Source organism: Hungatella effluvii (genome assembly GCF_003201875.1).
Taxonomy (GTDB): Bacteria; Bacillota; Clostridia; order Lachnospirales; family Lachnospiraceae; genus Hungatella; species Hungatella effluvii.
Window position 1 is genome coordinate 1 of record NZ_QJKD01000030.1, and the last position, 19980, is coordinate 19980.

Here is a 19980-nt window from a genome sequence, read left to right on the forward strand (position 1 = left end):
GAGCAGGACCCGGAGGAAACCGGAGGGCTGTACGCGTTTACGGCACACGCGGGAAGCCGCTATGTGATGGTGTATAACCGGGCGTACCGGGTATACTTTATCAACAACGTGGCGCTGCCGCTTGAGAACCGTTACCGGTATTACTTCAAGGTTCGCCGCGGCGAGTCTCCGGAGGACGAGTACTATCACAGTGAGTACGGCCAGGTGGCGGAACAGCTGGAATACTTTGTGAATCCGGACGGTGCAGAGTTCCGTTATGAGGGCTGGAGCTACAGCCAGGACCGCTATAAGGAGTTTAACCCGTCGGCGGCGATATACAGAAAGACTTATCTATATGCGTATTATAAAGACAACGTAAAAGAAGTGGACGATGCCAGAAAGAAGCTGGAGGATGCGATTAAAGAAGCGATCCGTGTCAGCGATGATTACTTCCTGAAACAGGAGGAAAGCGGAGAGCTTAAGGAAGCGGTGGAGGAAGCCCTGGAAGTGCTGGACCGTGAGAATCCCAGGGCGACAGCGGGCCAGCTGGAAGAGGCGCTTGAAAAGCTGAAGGAGAAGACTGAGCCGTATGAAGAGATCCTTGATGACCGCTACAACCATTACGACGATATCCAGGATAATGGGAATAAAGGCGGAAACAAAGGCGGCGGCGGAAGCGGAAGCGGGTCAAAGCAGAATCCGTTTAACACAAAGCGTCCGGAAAGCTACACATTAGGAACCAACGGAAACTGGGTGGAGATCAGCGCGCCGGTAGGCGGAGAGCGCCAGATGGCCTTCGTGCTGAACGGCGGAATGAGGCTCAGCGGAATGTGGGCGTGGATCAAGTATCCGGCGGACGGAAACGGAAATATCTCAGACCGCACCGGCTGGTATCACTTTAATGACAAAGGAATCATGGAAACCGGATGGATCCGTGACGAGAGCGGAAACTGGTACTACTGCAATACGGAAAAGGAAGGCCGCTTCGGAAAGATGCAGACCGGATGGCGCCATGACGGAGCGGATGAAAACTGGTACTATCTGATTCCGGAGGGCGGCGCGATGGCTACAGGCTGGAGAAAGATCGGAGAGAAGTGGTACTATTTTGAAACCGCAGGAGCGGGCGTCTATGCCTATGATCCGGTAGAGGAAAGATGGAATTACGGTGGAGGAAGCGGAAAGCCGCTGGGCTCCATGTACAAAAATGAAATGACACCGGACGGATATGCTGTTGATAGTGACGGAGTGTGGATTCCATAAAAACAGGCAAAATACCTGCGGCGGCCGATACTGCGGCCACCGCAGGCGATTGAAGAAAACAGAAGATTATCGAGTATCGATGCGGTGAAAAAAGATGAGTGAGTATGAAACAATTATAGAGGGAATGCATTTGGGCGTCAGTAAGCATTTAATGGATAAGCATTACACCATCCTATGGGCGAATGGAAATGCGTATGAACTGACCGGCTACACGAAAAATGAATTCAGCAGCAGATATCAAAACAAGGTAGATGAATATTATAAAGAAGACAGAGAGACGTTTAACCGGGTAACGAGAGTAATAGAAGAATCCTATTATAAACAGAAAAAAGTTTATAGCTTTGAATGTCCCATGAGGTCAAAGCGCGGGACGGTGACATGGATTCAGATGAATGGTATCTTCTCAAAGGAAACCTATAGAGGCGTTCCGATTATCTGGAATGTATTTTTTGATATTACGGACACCTTTGATGCAAAGAAAGAACTGGAAACGGCAAGAAAAGATTTAGATTACGAACTGCAAAAAATGGATAAAATGAAAGCATGGATGGAAGCATTTCTAATAGAATTAAATTATGATATCTGTTCTCTGTCCAATATCATTACCGGAATGACAGATGTAGCAGAAATATATTTTAGTGATCAAAAGACATGCGAAAGATGTTTAAAAATGATCCGTGAATCCAGCAGAAAGCTGAAAAAAAGAATCCATAAAGCCCGCAGTATTTTTCAAGAGGAGGCTGGGTAAGCTGATGGGATATAACCGTATGGAGGCATCCAAACGAATCAGAGCCAGAAGAAAAGAACTTGGTCTGACAGGCGCGGAGGTCGCAGAAAGAATAGGAAAAGCAGAGCACTATTATGGTGATATTGAAAGGGGAACCTGTGGGATGTCCATTGATACCCTGGTACAACTGGCTGATACCCTGGATATATCAGTTGATTACATTTTATTTGGAAACGAGGAGGGAAATGAATATTCTGTAATTGCACGAACGTCCCGAATCCTAAGACATTACAATATGCGAAAACAGCAGTGTGCATTGGAATTGATGAAGTATTACCTTGGTTTGGATGAAGCATAAAATATAAATAATCAGTATTCATGGAACTGAATACATGATCTTTAAAACCTGTCCATTAGTCTGGTATCAGCAAGCCTTTTTCAGAAAGCTTTCCGATGCCAGACTATTCAGTTTCCAAGATGCGGTATAGGGCTGTCCGTCAGCCCATGTTCTCGGACTGGCTGTTGTGATACCTCCTACATCTCCGCCGACATACTTTCCAGCATGGAATAAACGTCGTAATACACCTGTCCGCGCTCTTCCTCAATCAGTGCAGCCAGTTCTTTCTTAAGATTGCGGGAATTGCTGATAAAATCCACCAGTACATCGGAATAATAGCTGCCCGCGTTAGCCTGTAGTTCAGCAAGAACCTGTTCAAAAGATTTAGCTGTGGTGTAATTGCGCCCCAGGGTATCGGTGGCAGCATCCAGGCTGTCACAGATCGTAATCAAATCAATAAATATTTTAATGGGGCTTTTCGTATTATCAAAATCCATTGGATATCCTGTTTTCCCGTCAAAGCTTCTATGATGGCCGGCCGCGATATCGTGAAATTCCTTCAGCTGGGGGATCATGGACAGAAGAGCCCCTCCTGTACCGGGATGAAATTTGATTGTCTGAAATTCGATGTCAGTGATCTTTCGGTACTGCATATTAATAACTGCGGAACAGAACAGCTTTCCAATATCGTGCAGAAGCGCGGCCAAGTAGGAAAAATGGATAATTGTTTCTTTCTGGTTCCTTACCTCATCCCTGTTTTTGGTCCCCAGCTGACCTGCCAGAAGCTCCGGCTGCTCATCGATTAAATGGGTGGTTATCAGTACCGCACATTTTCCTACCATAAGAGTATGAAATGCCGTCTGCATCTGCCGGAATACGGTCATCCCCAGAAGTGACTGTACGATCTCAGCTCTGTCATCTAAGTATTTTAAATTCGGACAGATTGAATGGTAAACATCGTTGCAGAGGACGTATTCACTGAACGTGCGGTGCGGCACGGTAACAACGCGGCGGATCGCTGATTTTAGCACCTTTTTTAAATCTGTGATCATGAAAGGATTGCGCTCTGCCAGGTGGCGCATAGACAGAATGATCACCTGATCCGCCTCCAGGAGAATGCTGTCACACTGCCGTTCGCCTTCACTTTTCGGTTCAGGAAATAGCTGTTCCAGTTCCATAATCCGGTTTCGGACAGTTTCATCATCTGCCGAGCCAATCATACGCCCGGCCATGAGATACGTTATCTCGTTGACAGCCACACTGCCAATCTCATCGGTCTGTTCTTCCAGCATTTTTTCATACATCGTCTTTGCAGTCTCATATAAAAAGTGCAGAAGTTCGTCTGTAAAAACGTCTGCTGGCAGACGGACGGCCAGGGAGGCCAGGCGGGATTGGAAAAGCATGCGGATGTCCGGCAGGGAACTGTGCAGTTTCTCTGTCAGATCTACGGAGTCGATTACCCTGTCGATCATTTCCATACTCTTATGATAGGTGGGAAGATATTCTGAAACCAGCGCGTTTTTGGTAATATCCCCCTTATTCGCCATCTCTGTGAGCTGATCCGCCTCGAAATCATAGATGGAAATTCCCATACTGCGCTCTTCCTCATTCAGCAGATCAAATTTTTTTTCGTAGAGTGCCGCCGCTTTCCGGCTGTATGCTAAAATCTCCTTCGTCCAGTTAACCGTGTCCAGAGTGGCATAGCCCACCATTTTTACCATATAGCACTTCATAAGCGCAACTTCATCCTGTTTCTCCTCATAATAGGGAATCAGAGAATCCACTGCGCCCATACACATCTCGGAGTCATCTATTTGTATACAATTACGGAAAAGGTAAGAGAGCAGTGAGCCCGCCGTCACTTTATCCCAATGCTCAGGAGACCGGGTAAAATATCTCATGTGCTGATCCAAAAGGGCTTCTATCTGTCCATAAACCTTTCTGATATATTGTGACCGTTTGCGGTATTCCTTTACCCACTGCTCCTTCGGGATATCAAGCTGCGGCGACAGAATATGATCCTGTGATATGCCTGAGATCAGACTCATATACTCATTAAAAAATTCTTCCCACTCCTGCCTTGTACGAAATCCATGTCCCCCCTGACACTTCATCATAACCGCCCTCCTGCTCTCTAATAAAAATCCGGCAGTTGATAGGTGTTACTGCCGGCATACTGTTGTCCTAACAGTATCAGTATATCAAATAAACGCATAAAGCGCAATTAAACTCTTCCTTTCCGTGCCTGCTAAAACCACTTGTAGTCAAAGTAGGAAAGATGTATAATTACAAAAGAGATTCAAAACCATGACCACTCTGGATAGTTATTAACGCACGGAAGCAGAATAAAAAGAAGAAGCTCTCCCTGCCAGGTCACTGAGGAGGAAGAAATATGGAACTATTAAATGAGGCGCTTAAGCGGACAGGCTACGAATATGATACTCTGATGAATCTGCTGCAGGTCAGCGTCAGCAAGCATATATTGGATGAGTATTATACCCTGGTATGGTGCAATGACTACTATTATGAACTGATCGGATATGCCAGGGAAGAGTACGAGGCACTGTTCCACAACAGACCGGCCCATTACTATGTGAATGACGATCTGGACATCCATGATGAAAAACTGTGGCTGCAGCTGAGCGCCAAGGTAATGGAGACACTGGAATCAGGGGAAAAGTCCTATAGCCTGGTTACCCGGATGCGGAGGAAGCATAACGGAAACCATCATGATTATATTTGGGTGCGGCTGAATGCATATCTCACGGATGAATATGTGGATGGCTACCAGGTCAGCTATTCGGTTATGACGGATATTACCGATGTGATGGATATGAGGCTGGAGCAGTCGGTGACCTACGACAACCTGCCGGGGTTTGTCTCCAAATTCAGAGTCAGCCGGAATCTGGATTTTAAGCTGCTGGAGGCAAATGACCGTTTTTTTTCCTTCTTTGGGAAGGACAGCATGGACGGTATGGACAATGCACTTTACCGCGAAAATATGGAACGCAACATGCAGGTGTTTCTGGAACATAAGAGTGCCATTACCAATGGCAATCCGATCCATTTTACGGTACAGATGAAGGACCAGTCGGGCAATGATGCCTGGCTGCAGATTAACGCCTCCTGTATCGGGTATCAGGAAGGCGATCCGGTGTATCTGGCCATTTATATCGATATCACCAATGAAACGGAGCTTCGGCAAATGCAGCAGAAATTAGAGGCGCAGGCGGAGCAGATGCGTTCCGCTCTGAAGGCAGCGGAGGAGGCGAACCGTGCAAAATCGGATTTCCTTTCCAGGATGAGCCATGATATACGCACGCCACTGAATGCGGTGCTCGGTATGAAGGATATTGCGGATGCCCATCTGGACGACCCCGCAAAGGTAAAGGACTGCTTAAGGAAGATTGGCCTGTCAGGGCAGCATCTGCTTGGTCTCATTAACGATGTACTGGATATGTCTAAAATTGAGAGCGGAGAGATGGTTCTCAGGGAAGATTCCATGTCTTTGCCGGAGGTGCTGGAGAATGTGGTGGCCATTATGCAGCCTCAGTTCAGTGAGAAGGCGCAGCATTTTTCCATTCGCCTGCGGTCCGTGGTCCACGAACAGTTTTCCAGTGATGCTCTGCGTATGAGGCAGATTTTCATCAATATTTTATCCAACGCATACAAGTTCACCCCTGTAAATGGAACTGTTTCCATGGAGGTCTGTGAGAAGGAAGCTGTGGAGGGAACAGCCCGCTTTAGTTTTACCATAACTGACACGGGAATTGGTATGAAGCCGGAATACCTGTCCCATATTTTTACAGCGTTCAGCAGGGAAAAGGACAGCCGTGTGGATAAAACGGAAGGAACCGGTCTTGGTATGGCGATTACACAAAAATTCGTGGATATGATGGATGGGACAATCGAGGTCAGCAGCGAACTGGGAAAAGGAACCTGCTTCAAAGTGGAACTTCCCCTGAAGATAGAAGAGAGTCCGTTTGTAAAAGGGGAATTTTCCGGGTTGAGAATCCTTGTCACAGATGATGACGCTGCTATGTGCGAGTATATGGCTGAGATGCTTGGGCAATTGGGGATCCATACGGATTGGGTTGACAGCGGTGTCCAGACTGTGGAAAGGATAAAGACCGCAAAACAGAACGGGGAAATGTATGATGCGGTGCTTCTTGACTGGAAAATGCCGGATCTGGACGGATTTGAAACAACCCGCCGGATTCGGGAACTGTGCGGGAACCGGCTTCCGGTTCTGATTATCTCAGCCTACGACTGGAGCGACGTTGAAAAAGATGCAAAAAAAGCCGGTGTCACAGGCTTTTTGCAGAAACCGATCTTTGTCTCGACCTTGATTCATGGGCTGCAGAGATATGTACTTGGGGGGCAGGAGGCCCGGGAAGCGCAGGGGGCAGATACCAGAGCCGGGTTTGCGGGCAGGCGTTTCCTGCTCATAGAAGACAATACATTCAATCAGGAGATTGCCAGGGAACTCCTGAGCGACATGGGCGCTGTAGTGGATACTGCCGGTGACGGAGCCGAGGGGGTGGAGAAGTTTGGGCAGTCCCCGGACGGTTTCTATGACGTGATTTTAATGGATGTCCAGATGCCGGTGATGAACGGGTATGAGGCCACGAAAGCCATCCGTGCCCTGGACCGTGACGGGGCGAAGACAGTTCCCATCCTTGCTATGACGGCAGATGCATTTGCGGAGGATATCCAGGCCGCGAAAGATGCCGGAATGAACGGCCATATGGCAAAACCCCTGGACAAATCAATCCTGTGGAGGGAAATAGGAAAATACTTAAACAATGACCCTTCTGCAGAGCGGAGGACACCTGAATGGAAATCAACCTGAGTTACAAGCAGCTCAATGCTGAATACAGTATGCTGATGAGTGTTTTAGGCGCAAGCGTCAGCAAGCATCTGGTGGATGAGCATTTTACCTGTATCTGGGCGAATGATTACTACTATGAGTTAATTCGTTATCCGAAGCCCCAGTACGAACATCTGTTTCACAATCACTGCGATGAATATTTTTATAACAATCCCCAGGGCTGGACCAGGCTGACTGACCAGGTCCATTCAGCGCTGGAACAGGGGAAAAGTGGCTATTCCCTTTATCTGCCCATGGTATATCCGGAGGGAGGGACCTTCTGGGTCAGGATGCAGGCGGTGTTTACCGAGGAATTTATCAATGGTTACCGTGTGTCCTATACAACGATGGTCGATGTGACTGATATGATGCAGGCGCGGATGGAACAAAAGGAAACCAGGCAGGATTTTGATAAAATGATGCAGGAACAGGCAATGATTATGAGTGCGCTGAATATAAGCGTCAGTAAACATTTGATTGATGAACATTATACCTGCGTCCTGGCCAATGAGTATTATTATAAACTGATCGGCTATTCAAAAGCGAGATACGAGGAGCTGTTCCACAATCATCCGGATGAGTTTTACGCAAACAACCCGGAGGGCTGGGAACTGCTGACAGGCAAGGTTGAAGCCGTTCTGGAGAATAACGGTGATGGGTATGAAGCAATTGTTCCCATGAAATATGAGGACGGTTCCAGCTACTGGGTCAAGCTGGTGAGCTTTTTCACGGATGAATACATAGATGGATTCCGCATTTCTTATACGGTAATGACAGATGTTACGGAATTAGTGAGAACAAAGAACGAGCAGGAAATGCTTATGAGTGCAATGGCAGTCAGTGTCAGCAGGCATCTGTTGGATGAGCATTTTACCGTTGTCTGGGCCAATGAATTCTACTACCGTCTGATCGGGTACTCGAAAGAAGATTATGAGGCCAGATTCCATAACCACTGCGATGCGTATTTCCGTGACAATGAAACCGGCCTGCGGATTATTAATGAGAAACTCCAGGATATGATCCATTCGAATAAGAAAAGTTATGAGGCTTATCTGCCTTTGAAGATGCCGGGCGGTTCCATACACTGGGCCAAAATAGTAGGATTTCTGACAGATGAATACATGGATGGGAAACAGATTGCCTACACCACAATGATTGATGTCACGGATTTGATGCAGACCCAGAAGGAACGGAGCATAGCTTATGAGAATATTCCGGGATTCATCGTCAGGCACCGTATCCTTCCGCATGGGATTGTGATGCTTGACGCCAGCGAACGGATTAAGGATATTTTCGACGTGAGTATGGAGGATATCACCGCCATTAATCCGCTTGAGGTATTATCCGAGGAGAGCCAGGAGCTGATAAGGAGCCATTTCCCGGGGTTGAGGAGAGGGGAACCCCTTGAGGCCACCGTGCGTATCAAGGATAAAGACAGCCGCGACCGGTGGTTCCATATCAAAAGTACCTGTATAGATACAATTTCAGCCGATCCGGTGTACCTGTCCATATTTATAGATGTTACGGATATTACCGAATTACGGGAACTTCAGCGCAAACTGGAAGAACGTACCCACATGCTTAACAGTGCCTTGGAAGCGGCAAAATATGCGAATGCGGCGAAGTCTGATTTTCTTTCCCGTATGAGCCATGATATCCGTACGCCTATGAACGTTATCACCGGAATGGCTGAAATTGCAGACGCCCATATTGAGAATCAGGATCGTGTGAAAGATTGCCTTGAGAAAATACGCCTGTCCAGCCATCACCTTCTGGGGCTGATTAACGATGTGCTCGATATGTCCAAAATTGAAAACGGTAATTTTTCGATTAGCATGGCCCCCGTGTGCCTGCCGGACGAGGTGCAGGAGATTGTCACGATTGTGCTGCCGGGTATCCGTAAAATGAATCAGAGATTTGAAGTATACCTGGAAGGACAGGGCTTGGAGAACTTCAATAGCGATGCGCTCCGCCTTCGCCAGATTCTTTTAAACCTCCTTTCCAATGCTTCAAAATTTACTCCCGAAGGCGGAAGGATTGTTTTGAAAATAAAGGTACAGGAAACAAAAAATGCCCAAAAAGCCATGGTCTGCTTTCACGTATCTGACAACGGAATTGGTATGAGTCCGGAATATCTGGAGCAGATTTTTGAACCGTTTACCCGTGAAAAGGACAGCCGTATAGACCAAATCGAGGGAAGCGGGCTGGGAATGGCAATTACGAAGCGTCTGACTGACCTGCTGGGAGGAGCCATAACAGTTAAAAGCCAGCTGGGGAAGGGAACCGTGTTCGATGTTATGCTGCCCATGGAGATCCTGGCTGATACCGTGGAGGAACCGAAAGATTTTAGTGGATTAAAGGTCCTGCTGATAGAAGATGACCCCATGCAGCAGGAGTGTGCAGGCAATCTGCTCCATTCAATCGGACTGGAGGCAGAGTGCATGGATTTTGAGGAGGCGGGGAAATACTTCCCGACACGTTGGCGGGCAGAGGATTATGATTTTATCATTCTGGGTTTAAGTCTGGCGGAAGCGGAACTTATGAAAAAGACAGAAGCTGTCTGCCGGGAGATTCAGGGCCGGACAACGCTGATTGTATCTGCCTATGATGTAAGCGGAGTTAAAGAAAAAGCAGCGGCATGGGGCGTATGCGAATTTATGGAGAAACCGTTATGGCGGTCCAGGGTACTTGACTGTATGAGCCGGTGCCGGTTGGGGGAGGAAGTGAAACAGCCGGAAAAGAAAACGGGACAGCGGGAGACGGAACCATTCGATTTCACCGGAAGCCGGGTCCTTCTCGTTGAGGATAATGAGCTTAACCGTGAGATTGCCCTGGAACTGCTCGGTGGTTTAGGCATGAAACTGGAAGCTGCTGTCAACGGAAGGGAAGCACTTAAACGTTTTGAGGAGAGTCAGCCAGGATATTATTCTTTGATTCTTATGGATATTCAGATGCCCGTGATGAACGGATATGAAGCGGCCCGAGCCATCCGTCTGCTTTCAAGAGAGGACGCGAAGACGGTTCCTATCCTGGCGATGACCGCAGACGCTTTTGTCGAGGATATGGAAAACACAAAGGCCGCCGGTATGAACGGACATTTGGCAAAGCCTTTGGATTTTAAACTGCTGATGCGTGAGATGGAGCAGTATCTGCGCGGATAGCAGCTATGCGGGAAGACTTACCTATTATGAAAACGAGTAAAGAGGAGTACGACATGGCTGAATTTATTGAGGAACTGGATGGAATGAATGAGCTCATATATATGTCGGATATAGATACCTATGAGCTTTTGTATATGAATACCTGCGGACTAAAGCAGTTTGGCCTCAAAAGCAGGCAGGAAATCTCGGGCCGGAAATGCTATGAAGTGCTGCAGGGGTTTGATTCCCCTTGCTCTTTCTGTACCAACAGCAGGCTGAACAGAACGGAATTCTATGAATGGCAGACTCAGAACCCGATTACCCGGCATCAGTACCTGCTGAAGGACAAGCTGATTACTTACGAGGGCAGGGACGTGCGAATGGAAATTGCCATGGATATATCAAAGTTTCTGTCGCAGGAGCATCAAATCAAGGTTTTGTTCGAAAATGAACAAATAGCCATGGAATGCGCCCGTGCCTTACAGGATACACGGGATGACAGACATGCAATTGAGCAGGCTCTGGAGATTCTTGGTAAAAAGCTGAGGGGGGACCGTACCTACATTTTTGAAATACATGATATGCTGATGGATAATATTTACGAATGGTGTGCACCGGCAATTAAAGCACAAAAGGAGCAGCTGCAGGGGATTCCGCAGGAAATCTGCCATCACTGGATTGAGGCTTTTAAGCAGAGGAAACCGTATATTATCAGCAACCTGGAAGAGCACGCCGATATAGAATCTGCCGAGTATGAGCGTCTTAAACCTCAAGGCATACATTCTTTGATTACAGTACCGCTGTTTGACCAGGATCAACTGATTGGTTATATGGGGATTGATAACCCACCATATGAAAACGGCAGTAACATCACTGAGATTCTTCAGATACTTGCATATTTTATCCAGGCAGTATTAATCCGTATGCGCAGCAATGAAAAACTTCGCAAAAAAACTTATATGGACGAACTGACGGGGGCTAGAAATCAGAATGCCTATCTGCATGAAGTGGAAAGGCTGAATGCCCAGATTCAACTTGATAAAGAGGTTGAGGAAAACCTTGGGTTGGGAGCTGTGTTTGTGGACGCAAATGGTCTGAAGGAGATAAATGATACGGTCGGCCATGAAGCGGGAGATAAACTGCTTATCTATATTGCACAAAAAATCATACAGGTTTTTCCAGCGAAGTATGTGTACCGCATTGGCGGTGATGAATTTGTTGTTCTGTCCAATCATGTTGAGGAGAATGCGTTCCTTGAGAAGGCGGCTAAGTTACGGGACAGCTTGCGTGAGCACGAGGCTGGGCAGGGCGATAAAGCCGCTGTGGGTGCCTGCTGGTCCCGTGATGCCGTATATGTAGAAGAAATCGTAAACAAGGCTGAATCAGAAATGTATGAGTCAAAAAAGCAGTATTATAAAAAAAGGCGCCGGAAGGTCCGCTCCTTTTCTGGAAGCTCTGATATGCTGGATACCTACACCACCCTGTTGTTTAAAGACTCAGATGTGGTATTGGAAGCGAAAAAGCTACTGCATTTGATTGTTGAGCAGTGGAATGAGGAACAACTCAGACTGATGCTGGATGATGATTTTATCTTGTTTGAGGAAGAATATCAAAAGGTATTCCGAGGCAGGGAGGCAATCACATTTTTAAAGAAACAGCAGGAAGAAAATGATGGACAGAAATTACGTGACATGCAGTTTTTCCGTAAACGTATTGTCAGGGGAGTCAGCATTTTGAGCTGTTACGGACAGTTGGATTGTAAAAATAAAGAAGGGAAAGCCAGCAGTATGCCGGTGGATGCCACTCTGATGCTGGTACAGAAAAATGGGCGTATTAAATGCCTGTATATGCACAGCACAAAGATTGGTCTGCATAAAGCATATGAGGAAGATATCCAGCAAAACGTCAATACGGCGTGTTTAAATATGATGACCAGGTTTGCTGCCGGGACTTATCCGCCAATGAACCCAGACGATGCTTTGATTTCATGCAGCCTCCTGACGAATGCCTTTGAACTGCTGCTGCAAAAATATAGTAATGTATACTTTGTCAACATAAATGCGGATTTTTATATAACACTCAGATCGGAGAATAAGTTCCATACACTGGTTGGTTCGTCAGGCAGCTTCACCTGCATTAATGTAAACTATGCGGAACAGTATATGGACGAAATAAATAAAATCAAATACCATAACTTTACAAGCAGAAAAAATCTCCTGGACAATTTGGAAGAGGGACACAGGTTCATTTCCATGACTTTCTTTGTAGATAAGGATAACGATAAAAAAGGCAGGGAGGTTGAGGTGGATATCTGGCTGGGGGATCTGTCAGGGGAGGCTGCCTGCATTTTCGCTTTTAAAAATCTTACTGAAAACCCAAAGCCTGCTGCGATTATCGAAACGGATAATTTAACCGGTTTAGCAAGCTATGAAAAATTCCGCCGGAGCGGACAGAGTCTGATTGACCTGAATGAAGAAAAATATGCAGTTATTTCCATTGACTTCCAGAATTTTAAGTATATTAATGAGGTTACAGGTTACAAAACAGGTGATAAAATCCTGAAAAATTTTGCTGCTAATTTGATGAATATACAAGGGATGCATACGAGGGTGACAGCAGACCATTTTCTGACAATGCTTGCTTATGACCAGGACTCAAATTACGTGATTGAAAATGTACGCCGAAACATAGCGCAGTTTACGATGTCTCAAAACGCTCAGATTGAGGATATTAAGGTGGTTCTGCGCATGGGTATCTATTTTTTGGAAGACAGCTGCACGAACATTGATACTGCGATTGACTATGCCAACATTACCCGGCAGTCCATAGGACAGACTGTCAGTAATGAGATCGCAGTTTACAATGAGGCGTTTGTCAGACAGAAGAGCCTTCAGAGCAAAATCCTCGCCAGGATGGAACCATCGCTGGAGAGTGGAGATTTTCAAATATGGATGCAGCCTAAGATAGATCTTAAAACGGGAAAACTCTGTGGTGCGGAAGCATTAAGCCGTTGGATGAACAATGGAACTGTTTGTTTCTATCCTGATGAGTTTATTCCTATTTTCGAGAATAACGGTTTCATCACCAGCCTTGATCTCTATGTTCTGGAGACTGTATGTAAGAATATAGCCCTATGGGAAAACATGGGGTGGAATGACATGGTCAGAATCAGTATCAATCTGTCTGTCATGGATATTATGCGGGACGGCGTGGTCGATTCCATAAAAAGAATCGTCAATCGTTATCAGGTGGACTACAGGCTGCTGGAATTTGAATTGACTGAGACGGGGTATTTCCAAAATTTCAATATGGCGGCATATGTAATGAAGGAACTTCAGGATTCTGGATTTTTTACCTCTGTGGACGATTTTGGAAGCGGATACAGTGTAATGAATATGCTGGTTAATCTGTCTGCCAATACGATCAAAATTGACCGGGCATTTATGCTCAATTCTATTAAGACAAAAGCTGGCTGCACGCTCCTTGAACGCATGATTGGTATTGTGCATGAATTAGGGTACAGTGTATTGTGTGAGGGAATTGAGACGCAGGAGCAACTCGAATTGCTGCGGAATATGGGCTGTGACGAAGGACAAGGCTATCTTTTTGCAAAGCCGATGCCAATAAATGAGTATTTCGATACATATAGTAAATAGGGAAGACCTTCTCATACAAATGGCGCTATGCAGCCTGCAAAGGGCATAGCGCCATGAAAGGCTGTATTTATTTATCAGGAAAACAGCAAAGAAGAAAAGTGGGATTAATGGGGTATTTTGAAAATACCCCGCAAACATTTTGATAGACCAACGAAAATGCATTACGAAAAGCATCCGGCAATGCATCACTGCGTTGGTCTTTTAATGCTGCGACAACAGCGTCCATTGCGGGAGCCATATTGCTGAAATCCGGATAAAACGACTTGTCAATTGCCTGCATATAGTGTCCCCATATCAGCAGATCGTCTAACTGCCGAAAAATATTTTTCAGTGAATGGTACGGCAGAAGCTGGATGAAAGCATTTATAAGAAGCTGAAAAGACAATGGGCACATTCTGCTATCCGATGCTGTGCGAAGCCTTTTTTCCATAGAACTTCCCAGGTTATCCGGAATAAAAGTAATCGAAGAGGCACAGCTGTGTGCAGTGAGAGCCACAATTTGAAGGGCATCAAGGAATAATGATAATCGTTCCTGTATTATCGGCTCCATCAGATTAAGTTCACTTTTAAATGCGATATCTCCTTTTAGAGTAATCACACTGCCTTTTTTATCAATTGTTCTGGCAATTCCCAAAGCATTGAGCAGGTTAATTACCCGTCTCGCTGTATTTTTCGTTATCTTATATTCTTCCATCAGCTTTGGAATAGAGGGCAAATAAGGCTCGTTGTCAAATTCTCCGGCAATAATCCTGCGCACGATGGTCATCGCCAGACGGGCATATAGTTCGGAATGAACTTTTGCCCGGAACCAGCGGAATTCCTCTTTCTTCTTTGGAGTACCTTCGGTATATTTGTCCAATGCGTATAAGTAACTGTCTACCCTTTGGCCGGAAGCATAATATAATTCTGACGCGCCGTCACAAAAGTCATCAAACTGCTTTTGCTCTATTTGATATACTGCATTTTTAAACCACGTCTCTGTTCTTACCGCAGTTGTAGCAAAGGGATTATCTACACCGGGAAATGAAAGATAGGGTACATGAAGGTAGTTTTCACTGTCCAGTTCCAAATCGATGATTAACTTGTTCTTTAATGGACGGAGTATCTCTGTAAAAAAGGCATTGGCCAGACGATAGTGCTCCTTCAGTTCCATCTGTTCAGATACGCTGTTCAGAATATGTTCAAAATAACGCAGATCTGATGCGTTACACCGTTTTGCACCTTCACGATAAAGGACTGGCATCAGTAATCCCAATCCCTGATATGCGTCGGCAATTTCGTCCCGGCTCTGGACCAGAAATGCGGCTTGATTTTCCCTGGATATACGATAAGCCACAACCGACGGCTGTCCCTGTGCCGTATGGATAAATCCTTCTTCGGCAAGTATTTTCATCACTTTGCGGACCGTTGTTATTCCCACATTGTATTGCAGGCAGATTTCGTGCTGGGAGGGAAACTCCTGCCCATAAATAAAAGTACCGTTATATATCTGCGAGGTAATTGTCTGATACAAATATTGATATAGCTGCTGATTTTGACTCACCGGTATTATCTCCTTTCATGAATACGTTTTATTTACTGATAGACGGTGAAAAATGCCGGAATTTTCCAATAATATGCTGTAAATGATAAATTAACTTTATTATATCAGTTCTTTCATCTGCCTTCAACTTGATTTCTCTGCATTCATATGGTAAACTCTGCTTATAGCTGAAGGGATAAAGATGCGGTTTGTTTTAAATTTGGCCATACTGATATGATCTATACTGCAAAATATGGGTTCACATACTTAATAGAGAAAATTGACATATTGCTGCAATCTGAGGGGAATTGAAAAATGAACATACGGAAATCCATGTATCGGCTGATCATCGTTATGATAGTTGTTCCTTTTTTGATGTTCAGTTTGCTGCTTACATTTACATATAATACGAAATTAGAAAATGCAGTACAGGAAAGCCTTGAAGCTGTGGCAAATTCACAGCTTGCTGAAATGGGCGATTTTTGCGGTCAGCAGAGAAATAATCTGAATATTCTGGGCAGCATGGATGTATCACAGGCCGCTCTGCGCGGAGAATTGGATCAGGACACGCTCCAATATCTTGATAATATTCTTTATTCCCGCGTACAGGCTACTCAATATTTGAAGAGTATTGTGCTGGTAGACACCAATCATCACATGATTGCCTCCAGCGATGAAAACTCAGCGGCTTATGCTGATCCGGAATTAGACGCTCTGATTGAGCGGATGAAGGGCAACTCTTTTTACATCACGAATACTTTGAGTTACCAGCAGAATGGCCAGAAAGTTCACTCAGTCATAGCAATCGCGGAGATAAGGGATCATGGCAAGGTCTTGGGTCATGCCCTGTCCGAAATTAATTTAGATTTTTACGATAATATACGTAAGCGGGCAAAGCTTTGGAATGAATCCACTTTCTATCTTCTGGATGGAAACCAGAATATCATTAGCGCCGGTACGCAGGAGGATAAGCGTGAAACCTTTGTGACCACCGACGCGGAGCGGAAGGATTATCAGGAAAAATATAACGCCATTGACTTTGCCGCGCACCCACAGGGGAGTTTTACCTATCGGGTGGGAAGAAACAGCTACATCACTTATTATTCCAATGTGGAGTATACGGACTGGCACGTCCTGCTGTCTGTAAACATGGACCGTTTTCTAAGCCGGGGACAGATTTCATTACTTCTGCTGGGGTTTCTTGTGTTGTTATGCACCATACTGACAGTATTGTTGGGACGGTTTGTATCCAGACGTATTGTGCAGCCCATCCATCATATCTCCGATACGCTGAATGAGATCAAGCAGAATCAGGACTACTCCCTTCGTATAGGGACGGTCAGGAAAGACGAGCTGGGCACATTGGCGGAGGAAATCAATGGCCTGCTCTCTTTTATTGAGACAGAAAATGAGTATAAGACCAAACGGGAACGGCTTTTGCAGGAAATGGCGCAGAAGGACGCTCTGACCCAGGTGTATAATGCTGAGAATATTCGCAGGTATCTTTCCGAGGCAATAGCCCGTCACCAATTAGACGGTACGCCCATGGCTGTTCTGTTTGTGGATGTGGACAACTTCAAAGCGTTTAACACAGACTATGGTCACAGCGTGGGAGACCAGGCACTGCTGTTTATTGCGTCCCTGCTTGTGCGTGAAACAGGCGGGATTGTCGGACGGGTGGGCGGCGATGAGTTCCTGGCCATTATAGAGGAGCAGGAGAGGCTGACAGCCTTAGAATCCTGCCTGAGCTGGGTCAATGATTCTGCCCACAGCCGGTTTGTTCTTCGCGGCAGCCGTGAAAGTCTGCTGGTGGCCTGTTCAATCGGTGCAGTTGTAGTGGATTTTGAGGGAGATCATGCAGTAGGCGTAACAGCTGAACAGCTGATGGGGATTGCGGATGAGGCCATGTACGAAGCGAAAAACAACGGTAAAGGCGGGTATGTAATCCGGTACTGTCCATCTTACAATGAATAAAAATATAAAAAGCTCGATAAAGGTTCATGACCAGATTTTAGGCTGGCCTTTCTTGTATTTGCCGGTAAGAAGACCCTGTGCGAGTGGGGAAAAGGAAGTGATGCCGATGCCGTATTTCCGGCAGGTTCCAAGGATCTCATGCTCGATATACCGGTCTACCATATTATACTGCGGCTGGATGACGGTCAGAGGGTATAGCCCCAGATGGTCGATGAGTCGTTCCGCCTCCTCAAGCCGTGCGCTGCCCCATTCCTCGCTGAACGCGAGATTCTGTTAAGCCGTCTGGAATCCCCGCCTTCTCTGCTGGAGTTGTCCCAATTCCCGAATGCCAATGAAATTTACCAGCAAAACGCAGTTAATTACCATTTAAGTGGAAAAACAGCGAAAGTTTAAACATTTGCAAGGGAAACGTAATACCTCATTCTGTCCATATATAGTATACTTAATATACCAAATATTTCAAGAACGAGGAGTGAAATGGTATGGGAAGTAGGAGATGGATCTGGACTGCTGTGGCAGCTGTCCTGCTTGTGGCCTGTAGCAGCAAGGGGGGAGTCGTTTCACAGACCAGGAGTGCAGGGGAAAATACCATTTCCTGTATAAATGACGGCTCCGTGGATTGGACCGGCATAAAAACCGTGTATCTCTATGGCGATGGCTGCGCGGTTCCGCCTACATGCACAATTCGTGACGAGGAAACGATTTCCCAGCTGGTTGAACAGGTACAGCAGACTGGTGAATATCAGGAAGTCTCCAGGTCGGAGTATCTGGAGGGAATGAACGGAATCTGGGTGGAATTTGACAATGGCGTCTGCATCAGTATGTACCGGGAGGAAAATTATGGAACCGTCTCGAAAGAGAAGGAGACGACCGGGAAACCGCCATTTTACCGCTTCCCGCAGGAATTTCGTAAAACAGTTCAGGCGCTGCTGGAGTCACCAGATAAAAAGGTCAGTGTATTTGAGGCTGGACTCAATACGCTGGAGGGAGTGACAATGAAAGCGGTGGATGGCAGTGCCGATTCTGGATCGGTTAAACTCTGTATTCTGAATGAGACGGATTTAGATATCATGTTTGGCGAAAACTATGAATTACAGCATTTCGTGAATGGACAGTGGCAAAGCGTTCCCTATATAATTGACAATTGGACATTTAACGCGGTTGGCTATTCTGCCCGAAAGGATAGTCCGGCGGAGATAACGGTCAATTGGGAGATCTTTCATGGCTCCATGGAGCAGGGGAATTATCGGATTATAAAGACCGTGAACGATTTCAGGGGATCAGGGGATTATACCACATATTACCTCGCAGCAGAATATGAGATTAAGGAGCAGTGAACGGATTCGCAATGAGTGAGTCAGAGAAACGCATTTGGATTCCGAATTAAGTGCCTTCTTAATGAGAAAGTGTATGAATGCAAGAGTGTTTGAATAAGATCAGGCGGAACCATTACGCTTGGTCTTTTTTGATTCAGGTACCAACTTTTTAAAGAGCGGCTGCTGTTTTCTGTCGGAGAAATTCATTTTAAGAAAGATAAAAATAGAATATAAGCAGAAGAAATGATATAATGAAATACACAGACTTTATGCGCAGGGGAAACGATCATCTGAAATAAACGCTGAAAGAATAATGGTTAAATAATAGTTGAAAAGGAGTACACAACATGAATCATAAAGCCGTAATAACAGGAAGCTGCGGAGGAAAAAATTGATATGATGTCCTACGAAGAATTTATTAAAAAGCTGGAGGAAGAGGAAGATTGGGCGCCTGGCTGGGAGGCCATAGATGAGGTGTTTAATGAGCTGTATCCGAATCAGACTCCTGAACATTTTGGAACAAATATGTTAAAACGTGCAATATTCGGTGGAGACCAATATCTTGATGGCTATTCTGTTTATTCATCACCAAATGGATACAAGCATATTGTTACTTACGGTATGACGCAGCTTTATGCTGAAAAGGATAGCTTTGGCGGCGATTGGAGTAAATGGGGCTACGAGATGACGATGAAGCTTTCTGCTGCAAATACAGATGACTGCATGTGGGGCATAGATGTGCTGTCGAATCTAGCACGCTATACCTATACATCTGAACGCTATTTTGAACCTTATCAGCTTATTGGAAATAAAGGAGAACCGATCAAGGGGGGCTCCGATACTGCAATCACGGCACTTCTTACTGTATCAGATACGGAAGCTCATGGAATAGATACTGTTTATGGAAGAACAGACTTTATTCAGCTTGTCGGTATCACACAGCCAGAATATGAAATGCTGAAGAGTGATATTTCCAAGGCGCAGCAATTCGCTGAAAAATTGCGTGAAAAATATCCTAACCTGGAAACGGATACAGACAGAACAGAATCCATATTATTTTGATAAATTTGGATTCAGAGATACTTTGGGCTTTCATACGGAATGGGCTGGTGAGAGCTATGTTCCGCCCAAGGGAATAAATCAGACCTTCGGAATCCGCAACTTTTATGTTGCCGACCCGGAGGGAAATCTGCTTGAAA

At 45.7% G+C, this 19980-nt stretch carries 11 protein-coding genes and 1 pseudogene; 9 read left to right on the forward strand and 3 right to left on the reverse strand.

What is annotated here, in order from left to right:
- The 3 genes from DFR60_RS29105 to DFR60_RS29115 all read left to right on the forward strand — a co-directional run.
- Positions 1 to 1239 (forward strand): ATP synthase subunit B family protein (locus tag DFR60_RS29105; protein WP_490393328.1); only part of this gene is annotated, 1239 nt, incomplete at its 5' end.
- 94 nt (positions 1240 to 1333) lie between these two features.
- The gene (locus DFR60_RS29110; protein ID WP_110326660.1) at positions 1334 to 1987 is read left to right on the forward strand and encodes a PAS domain-containing protein; all 654 of its coding nucleotides are present in this window, start codon (positions 1334 to 1336) and stop codon (positions 1985 to 1987) included.
- A gap of 19 nt (positions 1988 to 2006) precedes the next feature.
- The gene (locus DFR60_RS29115; protein ID WP_243005215.1) at positions 2007 to 2324 is read left to right on the forward strand and encodes a helix-turn-helix domain-containing protein; all 318 of its coding nucleotides are present in this window, start codon (positions 2007 to 2009) and stop codon (positions 2322 to 2324) included.
- Between the two features lie 176 nt (positions 2325 to 2500).
- Here DFR60_RS29115 and DFR60_RS29120 read toward each other — a convergent pair whose 3' ends face one another.
- Positions 2501 to 4420, reverse strand: coding sequence for an HD-GYP domain-containing protein (locus DFR60_RS29120; RefSeq protein WP_110326664.1), 1920 nt, complete (start codon positions 4418 to 4420; stop codon positions 2501 to 2503).
- A gap of 275 nt (positions 4421 to 4695) precedes the next feature.
- Here DFR60_RS29120 and DFR60_RS29125 point away from each other — a divergent pair, with 275 nt between their 5' ends.
- From DFR60_RS29125 to DFR60_RS29135, 3 genes are read left to right on the forward strand one after another with little or no spacing between them, the layout of a single operon-like run.
- Positions 4696 to 7155, forward strand: coding sequence for a response regulator (locus DFR60_RS29125; RefSeq protein WP_110326666.1), 2460 nt, complete (start codon positions 4696 to 4698; stop codon positions 7153 to 7155).
- Positions 7140 to 10334, forward strand: a complete 3195-nt coding sequence (locus DFR60_RS29130; protein WP_110326668.1) for an ATP-binding protein — start codon at positions 7140 to 7142, stop codon at positions 10332 to 10334. Before DFR60_RS29125 ends, DFR60_RS29130 begins: the two co-directional genes overlap by 16 nt.
- 26 nt (positions 10335 to 10360) lie before the next feature.
- Entirely contained in the window at positions 10361 to 13969 is a 3609-nt protein-coding gene (locus tag DFR60_RS29135; protein ID WP_167437763.1) for an EAL domain-containing protein, read from the forward strand.
- 67 nt (positions 13970 to 14036) lie between these two features.
- Here the strand turns inward: DFR60_RS29135 and DFR60_RS29140 are convergent, their stop codons facing one another.
- Positions 14037 to 15512 (reverse strand): GntR family transcriptional regulator, encoded by a 1476-nt coding sequence (locus tag DFR60_RS29140; RefSeq protein ID WP_110326672.1) that lies wholly within the window; start codon positions 15510 to 15512, stop codon positions 14037 to 14039.
- 294 nt (positions 15513 to 15806) lie between these two features.
- Between DFR60_RS29140 and DFR60_RS29145 the strand changes: the two genes are divergently transcribed.
- Positions 15807 to 17465 carry a sensor domain-containing diguanylate cyclase gene (locus DFR60_RS29145; RefSeq protein WP_110326674.1) on the forward strand — a complete coding sequence of 553 codons (1659 nt, stop codon included), beginning with the start codon at positions 15807 to 15809 and terminating at the stop codon, positions 17463 to 17465.
- A 24-nt stretch (positions 17466 to 17489) separates the two neighbouring features.
- On the opposite strand, the pseudogene DFR60_RS29150 reads toward DFR60_RS29145, so the two are convergent.
- Positions 17490 to 17696 (reverse strand): annotated as a pseudogene (locus DFR60_RS29150) (aldo/keto reductase); the annotation flags it as partial.
- 251 nt (positions 17697 to 17947) lie between these two features.
- Between DFR60_RS29150 and DFR60_RS29155 the strand changes: the two are divergent.
- Both DFR60_RS29155 and DFR60_RS29160 read left to right on the forward strand, forming a co-directional pair.
- Positions 17948 to 18802, forward strand: a complete 855-nt coding sequence (locus DFR60_RS29155) for an immunoglobulin-like domain-containing protein (protein ID WP_110326676.1) — start codon at positions 17948 to 17950, stop codon at positions 18800 to 18802.
- Between the two features lie 378 nt (positions 18803 to 19180).
- Positions 19181 to 19843 (forward strand): suppressor of fused domain protein, encoded by a 663-nt coding sequence (locus DFR60_RS29160; protein WP_110326708.1) that lies wholly within the window; start codon positions 19181 to 19183, stop codon positions 19841 to 19843.
- The last annotated feature ends 137 nt before the right edge of the window (positions 19844 to 19980 follow it).

Excerpts from the sequence above, each read along its gene's own strand:
- DFR60_RS29110 (WP_110326660.1), top strand. The coding sequence starts at position 1,334 with ATGAGTGAGTATGAAACAATTATAGAGGGAATGCATTTGGGCGTCAGT.
- DFR60_RS29115 (WP_243005215.1), top strand. The coding sequence starts at position 2,007 with ATGGAGGCATCCAAACGAATCAGAGCCAGAAGAAAAGAACTTGGTCTG.
- DFR60_RS29120 (WP_110326664.1), bottom strand. The coding sequence starts at position 4,420 with ATGATGAAGTGTCAGGGGGGACATGGATTTCGTACAAGGCAGGAGTGG.
- DFR60_RS29125 (WP_110326666.1), top strand. The coding sequence starts at position 4,696 with ATGGAACTATTAAATGAGGCGCTTAAGCGGACAGGCTACGAATATGAT.
- DFR60_RS29130 (WP_110326668.1), top strand. The coding sequence starts at position 7,140 with ATGGAAATCAACCTGAGTTACAAGCAGCTCAATGCTGAATACAGTATG.
- DFR60_RS29135 (WP_167437763.1), top strand. The coding sequence starts at position 10,361 with ATGAAAACGAGTAAAGAGGAGTACGACATGGCTGAATTTATTGAGGAA.
- DFR60_RS29145 (WP_110326674.1), top strand. The coding sequence starts at position 15,807 with ATGAACATACGGAAATCCATGTATCGGCTGATCATCGTTATGATAGTT.
- DFR60_RS29155 (WP_110326676.1), top strand. The coding sequence starts at position 17,948 with ATGGGAAGTAGGAGATGGATCTGGACTGCTGTGGCAGCTGTCCTGCTT.
- DFR60_RS29160 (WP_110326708.1), top strand. The coding sequence starts at position 19,181 with ATGTCCTACGAAGAATTTATTAAAAAGCTGGAGGAAGAGGAAGATTGG.